The 12673-nt window shown below is 61.7% G+C and carries 10 protein-coding genes; 4 read left to right on the top strand and 6 right to left on the bottom strand.

The window, feature by feature from the left end; translation table 11 throughout:
• Window positions 1–64: 64 nt before the first annotated feature.
• Window positions 65–1099, bottom strand: coding sequence for a class 1 fructose-bisphosphatase (fbp, locus tag C2U40_RS08695; protein WP_077096996.1), 1035 nt, complete (start codon window positions 1097–1099; stop codon window positions 65–67).
• A 384-nt stretch (window positions 1100–1483) separates the two neighbouring features.
• Here fbp and C2U40_RS08690 point away from each other — a divergent pair, with 384 nt between their 5' ends.
• Entirely contained in the window at window positions 1484–3100 is a 1617-nt protein-coding gene (locus tag C2U40_RS08690; RefSeq protein ID WP_073350532.1) for a peptide ABC transporter substrate-binding protein, read from the top strand.
• A gap of 49 nt (window positions 3101–3149) precedes the next feature.
• On the opposite strand, the gene C2U40_RS08685 is transcribed toward C2U40_RS08690, so the two are convergent.
• The 3 genes from C2U40_RS08685 to sixA all read right to left on the bottom strand — a co-directional run bounded on the left by C2U40_RS08685 (window position 3150) and on the right by sixA (window position 5075).
• Window positions 3150–4067 (bottom strand): DMT family transporter, encoded by a 918-nt coding sequence (locus tag C2U40_RS08685; protein WP_011705870.1) that lies wholly within the window; start codon window positions 4065–4067, stop codon window positions 3150–3152.
• A gap of 200 nt (window positions 4068–4267) precedes the next feature.
• Window positions 4268–4474, bottom strand: coding sequence for a DUF1107 domain-containing protein (locus C2U40_RS08680; protein ID WP_016350921.1), 207 nt, complete (start codon window positions 4472–4474; stop codon window positions 4268–4270).
• Window positions 4475–4607: 133 nt separating this feature from the next.
• Complete coding sequence (gene sixA, locus C2U40_RS08675; protein WP_103828421.1) at window positions 4608–5075, bottom strand: phosphohistidine phosphatase SixA; 468 nt, start codon at window positions 5073–5075, stop codon at window positions 4608–4610.
• A 162-nt stretch (window positions 5076–5237) separates the two neighbouring features.
• Between sixA and C2U40_RS08670 the strand changes: the two genes are divergently transcribed.
• A complete protein-coding gene (locus C2U40_RS08670) occupies window positions 5238–8012 on the top strand; it encodes an insulinase family protein (protein WP_103828422.1) in 2775 nt (924 codons plus the stop codon).
• A gap of 308 nt (window positions 8013–8320) precedes the next feature.
• Here the strand turns inward: C2U40_RS08670 and C2U40_RS08665 are convergent, their stop codons facing one another.
• Together C2U40_RS08665 and C2U40_RS08660 are read right to left on the bottom strand one after the other, a co-directional pair.
• A complete protein-coding gene (locus C2U40_RS08665; RefSeq protein ID WP_103828423.1) occupies window positions 8321–8974 on the bottom strand; it encodes a thiopurine S-methyltransferase in 654 nt (217 codons plus the stop codon).
• A 204-nt stretch (window positions 8975–9178) separates the two neighbouring features.
• The gene (locus C2U40_RS08660) at window positions 9179–10528 is read right to left on the bottom strand and encodes a leucine-rich repeat-containing protein kinase family protein (protein ID WP_181025001.1); all 1350 of its coding nucleotides are present in this window, start codon (window positions 10526–10528) and stop codon (window positions 9179–9181) included.
• A gap of 324 nt (window positions 10529–10852) precedes the next feature.
• On the opposite strand from C2U40_RS08660, the gene C2U40_RS08655 reads away from it, so the two are divergent.
• Entirely contained in the window at window positions 10853–11617 is a 765-nt protein-coding gene (locus C2U40_RS08655; RefSeq protein ID WP_181014780.1) for an SDR family oxidoreductase, read from the top strand.
• 51 nt (window positions 11618–11668) lie between these two features.
• Window positions 11669–12496, top strand: coding sequence for a bifunctional transcriptional activator/DNA repair enzyme AdaA (locus tag C2U40_RS08650; protein ID WP_103827601.1), 828 nt, complete (start codon window positions 11669–11671; stop codon window positions 12494–12496).
• Window positions 12497–12673 lie beyond the last annotated feature (177 nt).

Below are 12673 nucleotides of genomic sequence, written 5' to 3'. Positions count from 1 at the left end.
GAGGGAATCGCACCGGTAAACGTTGGGCTTCGCTGCGCTCAGCACCAACCTACACCTCTGACGATCAACCCTGATTAGCCGGATCCTCATGGGAAGAGAACTCCCGCATGAAGGCCTCGGCCCGCTCCACCATCTTGGTGGAACCCACGAAATAGGGGGTACGCTGGTGCAGCGCGGTGGGCTGGATGTCCATGATGCGGCCAAAGCCGTCTGATGCCTTGCCACCGGCCTGCTCCACCAGGAACGCCATGGGGTTGCACTCATAGAGCAGACGCAGCTTGCCGTTCGGCGAGTTGGTACCGGACGGATAGATGTAGATGCCGCCCTTGAGCAGGTTGCGGTGAAAATCGGAGACCAGCGAGCCGATATAACGGGAGGTATAGGGTCTGTGGGTCGCCTCGTCCCGCTCCTGACAATATTTGAGGTACTTTTTAACCCCGTCCGGGAACTTGATGTAGTTGCCCTCGTTGATGGAGTAGATCTTGCCCTCCTCCGGAATGCGGATGTTCTCGTGGGAGAGGCAGAAACAGCCGATGGAGGGGTCGTAGGTAAAGCCGTTGACGCCAAAGCCGGTGGTGTAGACCAGCATGGTGGAGGAGCCGTAGACCACGTAACCGGCGGCGACCTGGCGGTTGCCCGGCTGCAGGAAGTCTTCCAGGGTGACGCCGGCGCCCGGCTTGCTGACCCGGCGGTAGATGGAGAAGATGGTGCCGACGGAGACGTTGACGTCGATGTTGGAGGAGCCATCGAGGGGGTCGATCAATACCACGTACTTGGAATGACGGGAGAGCTCGGAATCGAAGGAGACGAAATCTTCCTCCTCTTCAGAGGCCATGCCGCACACTTCGCCACGGGCTTCCAGCGCCGCCTTGAAGCGCTCGTTGGCGTAGACGTCCAGCTTCTGCTGCACCTCGCCCTGCACGTTTTCAGCGCCCATGGAGCCGATGATGTCCGCCAGCCCCGCCTTGTTGATCTCCCGGTTCACCACCTTGGCGGCCAGGCGGATGGAGCTGAGCAGCGAGGTCAGCTCGCCGGTCGCGGTGGGATAATCCGCCTGCTTTTTGACGATGAACTCGCCCATGGTGATCATGTTTCGCATTATTGTTCCTTTAAGATCGTTTCCGTTGGCTTTGAAAACGTTTGCACGCATAGACAAAAAAAGTGCCGATCCTCGGCAGCCTTGTTTTGTAACCTAATGTAACGCCTGTTTTTTGTTTTTGCAGCGAATTAAGCCGCTGAATAAACGCACATCTCCCCCACCTTTTTCGCCCGAAACCGCCCTAAAACTGGTTTCAATCGGTAACTTTTTAGATGTTAATTCGTGGCAAAAACTCACGAAGATGTCGCCATGAGGATGGCAAGATCCCCGCCATGCCCCCTATCTGGGACGCATGCCATGGGGGACCTGTCTGCCTCTTGAGATCTCGCCATCAATCCCGCACACTGGCCCGGCTTTGGAAGCAAAAAAACATAAGGATATTCAATGAAAAGGACACTCATTGCCGGCACGGTTGCCGCCCTGTTCGCACTCCCCGCCCTGGCAGCCCAGGTACCGGCCGGTACCAAGTTGCTGCCGGCAGAACAGCAAACCTTCATCCGCAACATAGGTACCGAACCCGCCTCCATCGATCCCCAGATGGTGGAAGAGACAGCGGGCAGCGAAATCGTCAACGACCTGTTCGAGGGACTCTACACCCTGGACGGGGACGGCAAACTGCAGCTTGCCGGCGCCCTTGGCTACGAGCTCGATCCCACGGGCACCGTCTACACCTTCAAGCTCAGACCCGATGCCAAATGGTCCAACGGCGAGCCGGTGACGGCGGCCGATTATGTCTATGGCTGGCAGCGGGCGGCGGATCCCAAGAATGCCTCCAACTACGCCTGGTTCATCGAGCTGACCGGCGTCACCAATGCCGCCGAGGTCATTCAGGGCAAGCAGAGCCCGGATACGCTGGGCATCAAGGCGCTCGATGCCCATACCCTGCAGATCACCTTGAAAAACCCGGTGCCCTTCTTCCTGAAGACCCTCTCCCACTACACCACCTTCCCGGCACCGAGGGCGACCATCGAGAAGTTCGGTCATGAGTGGGTCAAGCCGGGCAACATCGTCTCCAACGGGGCCTTCGTGCTCAAGGAGTGGACCCCCAACGAGCGTCTCATCTCCGAGCGCAACCCCTATTACTGGGACAACCAGCATACGGTGCTGAACAAGGTGTTCTATCTGGAGATCGTCTCCGATACCGCCGCCTACAACCGCTATCGCGCCGGCGAGCTGCACTACACCAGCTATCCGCTCGAGCAGTACAAGCAGCTCAAGCAGCAGAGCCCGCAGGAGCTGGTGAGCGTGCCGACCCTGGCCACCTACTACTACGTGTTCAACACCCAGCGCAAACCGTTCGACAACCCCAAGGTGCGCAAGGCGCTCTCCCTGGCCATCGACCGGGACACCATCACCGAGAAGATCCTGGGGCAGGGCCAGATCTCCGCCTTCAGCCTGACGCCGCCCATAGTGGACGGCTTCGAACTCAAGCGACCGGCCAGCGAGCAGATGAGCAAGGAGGAGCGGATCAAGCAGGCCAAGGCGCTGCTCGCCGAAGCGGGCTACGGCCCGGGCAAGCCGCTGGATGTGGACATCCTCTACAACACCAACGAGGGGCACAAGAAGATAGCGCTGGCCATCTCCTCCATGTGGAAACACAACCTGGGGGTACAGGCCAAGCTCAACAACATGGAGTGGAAGACCATGGTGTCGGCCCTCAACGAAGGGGACTTCGGGGTCAGCCGCTACGCCTGGAACGGGGATTACAACGATGCCTCCACCTTCCTCGACATCATGACCTCCAGCAGCAGCGCCAACAGCGGCAAGTGGTTCAACAAGCAGTATGATGCCCTGCTGGCCAAGGCCCATGACGCCAGGGATCCGGCCGAACGCAACCAGCTCTATCAGCAGGCCGAGGCCCTGATCGATGCAGAAGCGCCCATCGCCCCGGTCTATTTCTACGTCAAGTCCCGCCTGCTCAAACCCAACATCAAGGGCTACCCCTATCAGAACCCGCAGGATCTGGTCTACTCGAAAGATCTCTATCTGACCGCGCAATAAGGTTCGCTATCCCGCAGACAAAAAGACCGCCTTTCGGCGGTCTTTTTTCTCACTCGTCCCGGCAGGCGGCCAGTGCCACCCTGCGCCGGCGCAGCACCACAGGCTGCACCAGCAACTGGGCCAGCAGCACCCCAAACAGGGTCATGCCGCCGCCGATCAGATGATAACTGGTCAATCTCTCGCCGAGCCAGCTGATGGCCAGACCGGCGGTCATCACCGGCAACAGGTTCATGAAGATGGCGGTGCGGCTAGCCCCGAGCAGGGCGATGCCCTGCATCCACAGCCAGGGCGACAGGGCCGAGGTCGGGATCCCCGCATAGAGGATCAGCCAGAGTGCCCGGCCGTCTGGCCATTGCCCGTCCACCAGCAGATAGAACGGGGTGAGGAACAGCAGGCTGCAGAGCACCTGGCCGTAAAGCATGGACCAGTTGTCGAGCCCCAGATCCCACTTCTTGAGCAACACGCTGTAGAGCGCATAGGTGCCCGCCGAGAGCAGCATGTAGACGGAGCCGATGTGGATGCCCTGAGTAAAGAGGCGGGCGGGATCCCCCTGCCCCAGCAAGATCGCCAGCCCCAGAATGGAGATGACGCCGCCAAGCAGCGCCCCCCAGGTTGGGCGCTCGCGCAGCAACCAGATGCTGAGCAGCACCGTCATCAGCGGAGTCAGCCCCATCATCAGGCCGATCTCGGTGGCTCCCAGGGTCTGCGCCGCGTAATAGCCGAAGGTCTGGTTGAGCACCATGCCGAGCAGGGCCAGCGCCGCCAGCTGATAGAAGCCGGCGCGCAGCTTGGCGCGATCCCGCCAGGCCCGGTGCGCAAGGAACGGCGTCAAGATGATGGCGGCCACCATCCAGCGCGACCAGGCCAGCGCCGCCGGCGAGAGCACCCCCACCGCCAGTTTGCTGACGATGGCGTTGCCGGCCCAGATGGCCATGCAGGAGAAGGGAAACAAGAAGGCAAGTGGCATCGCTATATCCAGAAAAAAGCAGCGGGTATTTCTGGCGGCAGTATAGGGGGGTCAACAGGATTAGCAAGCGCCGTGCCGCCAAGGCAGAATTGGCTGACATAAAGGGGTTCGAACAGCGCTGAAGAGGCCGGAGGGAGCCTAAAAACAGTCATGCCCGCACGGTGGCGGGCATGACGCGGATCAGCGAGGTGACGAAGCAATCACGCCGCATCCATGTGCAGTCTCGAGATCAACTCGTTGACCTCGACCACGGTCTGGCGGTGGGGAATGTCCGCCGACGTGGGCATCATCAGCAGGCCGGACTGGAAGTCAAAGCGTCCTCTGCCGTGGATGTAAATCCGCCCCTTGAAGAAGGTTTTGACATGTTTTGCCACCATCAGCGGCAGGTACTTCTTGAACACTCTCATCGTTTGCAACCTCTTGCAGTTGTATCCGTATGACAGCAGCTTCTGCGAAATAATTCCGTAAATTCTGTATAAAAATCCGGGAAAATCGCGACTCTCTTCCCCAAAAAACCAATCTATAACTTTTTATTAACTTTTAGCGTATTGTATGTGGTCCTTCCAACCAGAGCAAGACCCCCTTGCCATCTTGCCACTCGATACAGGCCAGACCTGAGGTGGCAAACATGGGGGCACCGGCTGCCGGACAGAGGCTCTGCACTAGATAGCCCACCAGCGGCAGGTGGCTCACCATCAGGATGCTGTCGTGCTTGGCCGCCAGCGCAGTGAGGTAGCTCGCCACGAAGGCCGGATCGCCATAGGGGGTGATGTCACCACTCTCTTCGACGGCCCCTGCCTTGGGTAATTCACTGCATATGCTCTGCCAGGTTTGTTTGGCGCGCAGGTAGTTGCTGTGGATCACCCGATCCAGCTTGCCGCCAAGCTGGGGGGCCAGCCAGCGGGCCATGTGGATGGACTCTTCGATTCCCTGCTCGGTCAGTGGACGCTGTTCATCTGTTTTCGCATTCATGCCAGCCTGGCCATGACGCATGATGTAGATTTTCATTACAACCTCGCCCAACGGGCCTGTTTTGATAGCGGGGGGATCTTACCCCGCCATGCCGGGGGAAACAATTGCGCTACCTCTCAGAAAAGGGTTTGCCTCACCGGGTAGCGGGGTCGATAATCATGTTTAAATTCAAATAAATCCAACAAGAGTCACGCGCCAATGAGCCCATATGCCAGTCCCAACGACCATCGGCAGTACCACTATCTGGAGCTGGCAAACCGGCTCAGGGTCTTGTTGATCTGCGATCCCGACACCGACAAGTCTGCCGCCTCCCTGGCCGTCAACACCGGCCACTTCGACGATCCGGCGGACCGGCAGGGGATGGCTCATTTCCTTGAGCATATGCTGTTCCTTGGCACCTGCACCTATCCCAAACCTGGTGAATACCAGCAATTTATGAGCCGTCATGGCGGCAGCAACAACGCCTGGACCGGCACCGAGTTCACCAACTTCTTCTTCGAGATCGACAACGGCTTCTTCGAGGCCGGGCTGGATCGCTTCTCCCAGTTCTTCATCTGCCCCACCTTCGATCCCGAGTGGGTAGACAAGGAGCGCAATGCGGTCGACTCCGAATACCGCCTCAAGCTGCAGGACGACGTGCGCCGCAGCTACCAGGTGCATAAGGAGACGGTCAATCCCGATCACCCCTTCGCCAAATTCTCGGTGGGCAACCTGGATACCCTGGCCGACCTGCCCGGCCGGGATCTGCGCTCCGACCTCATTCGGTTTTACGAAACCCACTACAGTGCGGATCGCATGGCGCTGGTGATGATTTCGCCAGCCACCATCGAGACTCAGCTCGGCTGGTGCGATCGCTTTTTCGCTCCCATTTTGAATCGCAATTTGGGAACGCCGACCCTCGAGATGCCCCTCTACCGGCTCGATGATCTGGGCATTCGCATCCAGATCAACCCGGTCAAGGAGACCCGCAAACTCGCGCTCACCTTCCCGTTGCCCAACGTGGATGAGTATTACGACAAGAAGCCCCTCACCTTCCTGAGCCACCTCATCGGCTACGAAGGAGACGGCAGCCTGCTCTCCCTGCTCAAGGCAAAGGGCTGGGTCAACCAGCTCTCCGCCGGCGGCGGCATCAGCGGCGCCAACTTCAAGGATTTTGGCGTCAACTTCGGGCTGACCCCGCTCGGGCTCGAACACGTCAACGAGATAGTGGCGGCCCTGTTCGGCTACTTGAAGCTCATCGAGCGCGGCGGGGTGGAAGCCTGGCGCTATGACGAAAAGCGCACCGTGCTTGAGTCCGCCTTCCGCTTTCAGGAGCGGGGCCGGGCGCTCGACACCGTCTCCGGGCTGGTGTTGAACCTGTTCAGCTATGCTCCCGACGACCTGCTCTACGGCGACTACATGATGCGCGCATACGACGAGCCGCTCATTCGCCGCCTGCTCGCCAAGCTCACGCCACACAATCTGCGCCTGACCATCACGGCGCCTGAGCTCGGCACGGACCGGCTGGCCCGCTGGTATCAGACTCCCTACAGCGTGACCACCATCACCGAGGCGGAGAAGATCCGCTGGCAGCAGAGCGAACCGGATCCGGCGCTGGCCCTGCCGCTGCCCAACCCCTTCATCAGCAACCGGCTCGACGTGCGCACGCCCGAGCTCACCGCCGACATGCCCGCCTGCCTGATTGATCGGCCCGGCTTTCGGCTCTGGCACCTGCACGAGCATCAGTTCAGCGTGCCCAAGGGCAACCTCTACATCTCCATCGACAGCGAACACGCGGTCAAGAGCCCGCGCCACATCGCCATGGCTCGCCTGGCGGTGGAGCTGCTCACCGACCACCTCAACGCCCTCACCTACCCGGCGGAGCTGGCTGGGCTCGGTTACCAGATTTATGCCCACCAGGGCGGCTTTACCATCAACCTGAGCGGCTTTGCCGACAAGCAGCCACTGCTGCTCGACATGATCCTCGGCAACCGCACCCTGGGTTACCCGGATCCCGCCCGCTTTGCCGAAATCAAAGAGCAGCTCATCCGCAACTGGGACAACCAGTCCAAGGCGCGCCCCATCTCCCAGCTGTTCAACCAGCTCACCAGCCTGCTGCAGCCCAACAACCCGCCGTTCGAGCAGTTGCTGCGCCACCTGCGCAGCGTCGAGCTGAGCGAGATGCCCGCCTTCGTGGCGAGCCTCTTTGCCGAGGTGCACGTAGAGACCCTGGTGCACGGCGACTGGACCGCCGCCGAGGCCCTCGAGCTCGCCGCCCTGCTGGAGCGCCACCTCGGCGTCAACAGCCAGCCCAGTGCCGAGACCCGTCGTCCGCTCATCTCCATCCAGGACAGGGGCACCCTCATTCGCGAACAGGGCTGCGAGCATGAAGACTCGGCCCTGCTGGTCTACTACCAGTCGCGTACCACCCGGGCACGGGATCTGGCCTGCTTCACCCTGGCCAACCACATCATGTCCTCCACCTTCTTCCACGAACTGCGCACCCGCCAGCAGCTCGGCTACGTGGTGGGGGCCGGCAACCTGCCCCTCAACCGCCATCCCGGCCTCATCTTCTATATCCAGTCGCCGGTGGCCGGGCCGCAGATCCTGCTGGATGCGGTGGAGGAGTTCATCGATCTGTTTCCGCTGGCCATGCTCGAGCTCACCGCCCGTCAATGGCAGGACAGCAAGACGGGCCTGCAGGCCCAGCTGAGCGAGCGGGATGCCAACCTGCGCAGTCGCGGCCAGCGGTTGTGGGTCAGCATCGGCAACAAGGATCTGGGCTTTGATCAGCGCGAAAGGGTGTGCGAGGAGGTCGGCAACCTGAGCCGCGCCGATCTGGTGCGCTTTATCACCCAGCTGAGATCGAGAACGTCGGATCGGCTGATCCTCTGCAGCTATGGTCAGGGCCACGAGCACGACGAGCGCATCACCGGCCAGTTCATCGACGACCCGCGTGCGTTCCGGCTCAATGCCGCCACCTTCGAGGCCTGATCAGGCCGCCTGTTCCCCTTCTTGCAGCCAATAAAAAGCCGACCCCGTGGGGTCGGCTGGAAAAACCATAATCAATTGCGACCAGAGCCGCCAAAAGTGAACATGAGCGTGAAAATCAGACACTGAGTTGATGGTCGACGGGCAGTCCCAAACCAGAGCGCGCCTGCCGATGACAACAGTGATTGAGAAACAGGCTCATCTTAGGCACTCCCCTCCCTTGTCACGTTGATCTATGTCAAAGGAGGTAATAAAGAGTCAACCAGCTGCAGCTTTATGGTGAGTTTTATCGCCTCGGCTCACGCTTTTGGTCAAGCCTCTGGACGGCGCACCAGCCGGTAGGCCACTTCGTCGAAGTAAGAGAGCTGACCCGACAGCACCCTGGGGTGATCGAGCTCCGCCGCTCGTCCCAGCACCTCGACCTGGAAGTGGCGCTCGAACAGGGTGCGCACCTCCATCTCCCCCACCGAGAACGGCGGCTGGCGCTGCTGCTCCGGCTGATATTCCAGAGTCACCAGCAGGATCTGACCACCCGCCTCGATAAGCCGGCTCATCAGCTCGGCATATTGACGGCGCATGGCTGTCGGCAGCGCGATGAGGGCTGCCCTGTCGTAGGCCAGCCGATAGCGGCGGCCAAGTTCGGGGGCGGCGAAAAAATCCCCCTCATAGATGCGCAGGCTGTCGTGCTGATGGCACTGATAGGGCCCCTCGGCACTCTCAGTGTCGCTCAGCGTGTTCTCGCTGAAAAAGCTGTTGATGGCGACGGACGAGAGCTCGAACCCGTCGACCGGATGGCCCTGCCCGCTCAACCAGAGCATGTCGCGGGACTTGCCGCACAGGGGCACCAGCACGGGCTCGCCCTGCTGCTGGGCCGACCACCAGGATTGCAGCCAGCGATTGAAATCCGCCTGATGAAAGCCGATCCGGTTCTCTTCCCAACGCTGATGCCAAAATGCCGCTTCCATCCAGTAACCCCTGTCATGTAAAGATGCCTCAATATCACAACTTAGCCCGGCACACGCAAGCACCAACAGGGCGGCTGCCGTAACTTTTGCCCAAAAAAGCGGAACAAAACAAAAAAGGGCCAGAAGGCCCCCTTTTGACATCTTTTTGTCATCCACTACTGCTCTTTTGCGCCTGCTACTACAGCGACGGCAGGCCTAGCCGGATCAGAGCAAAACTGGCTCGGCGCAGATGACCGCCGCCACCGCAGCAAGCCTGGCCGCAATCTCGGCAAAGTCGGGGCGCGCCGCCACTACCTCGGCGAGACAGTCATCCACCAGCGCATGCAGGGCATCCAGCCTGTCATCACAGGGGGCACAGCGGGCCAGCAGCTCTTCCAGCAGGCAGCCGAAGGCTCTCACTTCCAGGTGCTCCAGCAAGCCGGCCAGCTCACCATCGGTTCGCTCATAACAGGAGGCGGCGCCGAAATCCCCAAGCAGCAGCCGCCCCTCCTCTTGCAAAGAGTGCAGCATGTTGTGGGCGTAGAGATCGCCGTGCAGGATACCGCGCCCGTGCAGATGCAGCGCGGCGCTCGCCACCCCCTGCACCATGGCCAGCAGCGCAGCCGGGGTAAAGCGGGCATCGGCTTGATAGATGTCGCGAGTGCAGGAGTCCAGACTCGGCGGCCCCGCCAGGTTGATAAAATCTGGGTCTATCAGCGCCATCACCAGTGCCGGAATGCCGGAGGGGTGATCGCCCACCCGCCCCTCGACCCCGACCAGATGGGGATGACGGCCAGCCGCCAGCGACACCGCCAGCTCGCAGCGGGGCAGCCCATCGCTGGTCACGGCCCCTTTGAAGCACTTGACCGCCACCGCCCGCGACCCCGCTGGCGTTGCCAGCTCGGCGCGATGGATGACGCCGGATGCCCCCTGCCCCAGCAGCTCGCCCACCGTCAGCGCAGCCCACGGGATGTCGGCCACCGAGGCGCACTGACCCAGCCGCTGCTCCTGCTTGTCGCTGAAGGGGTTGCCCGCATACGCCAGCCAGGCAAGACGCGGCAGCCTCGCCAGCCAATGCGGCAGCGCCTCAAGCCGGTTGGCGGCGATGCGCACCAGCTCCAGACGCTGGCAGTTGGCAAGGCTTGCCGGCAGCTCGCGCAGGCGGTTGCCCGAGAGCATCAGCTTTTGCAGGGCGCCGCATTGACCCAGCTCATCGGGCAACTGCTCCACCGCGTTGTCAGTCAGGATCAACCAGCGCAGCCCCACCGGCAGCGACGCAGCGGGAACCGTGGCGATCCGGTTGGCCTTGAAGCCCACCATGGTGAGCGCAGGGCAGCGCCCCAGCACCTCGGGCAGCTCGGTAAAGCGGTTCTCGGAGCAGAAAATGATGCGCAGCTTGCTGAACTCGGCCAGCTCGTCAGGCAGCCGACTCAACTGGTTGCCGGTGAGATCCAGCACCTCCAGCGTTTCTTTGAGAGTCAGGAGCTCGGGTGGGAACTCCGTCAGGTTTTCGGCGAGTTTGAGGTGGCGGGCGCCGCAGAGTTCACCTGCGCGCAGCTGTTCCAGGGTATGCATGACATCGTCTCTATCGGGGTGGCCGGCTCGCGGCCAACGGCGCCGCCGGTGGTTGGCCCAGCAATCAAACCGGCAGTCAAAAAAAGAGGGGGCATTATAGAGAATGACGGCCGAAGATCCCCTGTTTTGTTGCCGCAAGGGCCGGTATCAGCGCGCAGCAAAGCGGCATGGGGGGCAAAGAGAGCAAGATCCGGGTCGTGTCTGCGAGGGCTGGTTGCCATAGTGGAGCCGAACCAGAGTGGGTCGAACCCGCTGAGGGTCCAACCCACTGCCAACCCCGTGCACCACTTAGCTGGCGCACAACACACCAGCGAGGGAACTGCCATGTCATTACTGTCCAACAAGGTCGCCATTATCACCGGCGCCAGCTCCGGCATCGGCCGCGCCAGCGCCATCCTGTTTGCCCGGGAAGGGGCCAGCGTCGTCGTCGGCGCCCGCCGCCAGCCCGAGCTGGGTCTGCTGGTGGAGGAGATCCGCCACGAGGGGGGGCAGGCGTTGAGCCTGGCGGGAGACGTCAGAAGCGAGACTTACGCCCGCGCCCTGGTGGATCTCGCGCTGACCCGTTTCGGCGGGCTCGATATCGCCTTCAACAACGCCGGCACCACGGGGACACCGGGCAGCGTGCCGGCGCTTGGACTGGCGCAGTGGCAGGAGACCCTGGATACCAACCTCACCAGCGCCTTTGTGGGGGCCAAGTACCAGATCCCCGCCATGCAGGCACGCGGGGGCGGCTCGCTGATCTTTACCTCCACCTTCGTCGGCCATACTCTGGGTCTGCCCGGCATGGCGGCCTATGCCGCGAGCAAAGCCGGCCTCATCGGCCTGACCCAGGTGCTGGCTGCCGAATATGGGGCACAAGGGGTGCGGGTCAACGCCCTGCTGCCGGGGGGCACCGACACCCCCATGGGACGGGCCTTTACCGATACCCCGGAGAGCCTCGCCTTTGTGCAGAATATGCATGCCCTCAAACGGCTGGCCCAACCGGAGGAGATCGCCCGCTCGGCCCTTTATCTCGCGTCCGATGCATCCAGCTTTACCACCGGCATTGCCCTGCTGGCCGATGGTGGGGTATCTATTTGTCGCACATGACCTTGTCGCACCCAAGATACTGCGGCTGCAAACCTATCGTGAGAGCGCCTTATGTCTGATTACGCCCGCATCGCCGATGCCATCCGTTTTATCGCAAGCCAGGTGGCGCGCCAGCCCACCCTGGACGAGATAGCGGCGCACGTGCACTTAAGCCCCTTTCACTTCCAGCGGCTGTTCAGCCGCTGGGCCGGGGTGACGCCCAAACGCTATCTGCAGGTGCTGACCCTGGAGCGGGCCAAGGCGCTGCTGCAGGAGTCACGCCCGCTGCTGGAGGTGGCCGATACCCTGGGTCTTAGCAGCGGCTCGCGGCTCTATGATCACTTCGTGCAGCTAGAAGCGGTGACGCCGGGCGAGTACAAGCAGCGCGGGGCCGGGCTGGTTATCGATCACGGGGTGCACGACACCCCCTTCGGCCAGGCGTTTGTCGCCCTAACCCCGCGAGGGGTGTGCAACTTCTCGTTTCTCGATGACCAGGCCCCACAGGCGCCGCTGACCACCCTCGCCCACAACTGGCCAGAGGCAGAACTTAGGGAGGCACCGTCACGCACCCAGGGGGTCATCCACACCATGTTCGATGACAGCAAGGCACCGGATCGCCCCATCTCCTTGCACGTGAGCGGCACCAACTTTCAGATCAGTGTCTGGCGGGCGCTGCTGCAGATCCCGCCCGCCAAGGTGGTGAGCTACGCCCAAGTGGCGAGCGCCGTCGGCAACCCCAAGGCCGCCCGTGCCGTGGGGCTGGCGGTGGGCGCCAACCCCGTCGCCTTGATGATCCCCTGCCATCGGGTTATCCAGCAAAACGGCAAACTCGGCGGCTATCACTGGGGCGAGACCCGCAAACAGGCGATACACGCTTGGGAAGCGGCAAGGTATGAGTGAATGTGGCCTTTTCTGTTCGCCCTGATGGGGGAGAAACAGGAGTGTTGGTTGTGAGTCAGCAAACTATCCAGGTCACGCCGAACGAGCATTCACGATATAAAGCGAGGGCATTAGCAGAGTCGGGGCGCAAATCGCCCCTTTTTGTTGCTTTGGCGAGGCATTGCGCTTAGCAACACC

It is taken from the genome of Aeromonas sp. ASNIH4 (assembly GCF_002934425.1).
Classification (GTDB): domain Bacteria; phylum Pseudomonadota; class Gammaproteobacteria; order Enterobacterales; family Aeromonadaceae; genus Aeromonas; species Aeromonas hydrophila.
This window is presented reverse-complemented; position numbering and strand designations above follow the sequence as displayed.

Bases quoted from the DNA above. Each gene is read 5' to 3' on its own strand.
- fbp (WP_077096996.1), bottom strand. From the start codon at position 1,099: ATGCGAAACATGATCACCATGGGCGAGTTCATCGTCAAAAAGCAGGCG.
- C2U40_RS08690 (WP_073350532.1), top strand. From the start codon at position 1,484: ATGAAAAGGACACTCATTGCCGGCACGGTTGCCGCCCTGTTCGCACTC.
- C2U40_RS08685 (WP_011705870.1), bottom strand. From the start codon at position 4,067: ATGCCACTTGCCTTCTTGTTTCCCTTCTCCTGCATGGCCATCTGGGCC.
- C2U40_RS08680 (WP_016350921.1), bottom strand. From the start codon at position 4,474: ATGAGAGTGTTCAAGAAGTACCTGCCGCTGATGGTGGCAAAACATGTC.
- sixA (WP_103828421.1), bottom strand. From the start codon at position 5,075: ATGAAAATCTACATCATGCGTCATGGCCAGGCTGGCATGAATGCGAAA.
- C2U40_RS08670 (WP_103828422.1), top strand. From the start codon at position 5,238: ATGAGCCCATATGCCAGTCCCAACGACCATCGGCAGTACCACTATCTG.
- C2U40_RS08665 (WP_103828423.1), bottom strand. From the start codon at position 8,974: ATGGAAGCGGCATTTTGGCATCAGCGTTGGGAAGAGAACCGGATCGGC.
- C2U40_RS08660 (WP_181025001.1), bottom strand. From the start codon at position 10,528: ATGCATACCCTGGAACAGCTGCGCGCAGGTGAACTCTGCGGCGCCCGC.
- C2U40_RS08655 (WP_181014780.1), top strand. From the start codon at position 10,853: ATGTCATTACTGTCCAACAAGGTCGCCATTATCACCGGCGCCAGCTCC.
- C2U40_RS08650 (WP_103827601.1), top strand. From the start codon at position 11,669: ATGTCTGATTACGCCCGCATCGCCGATGCCATCCGTTTTATCGCAAGC.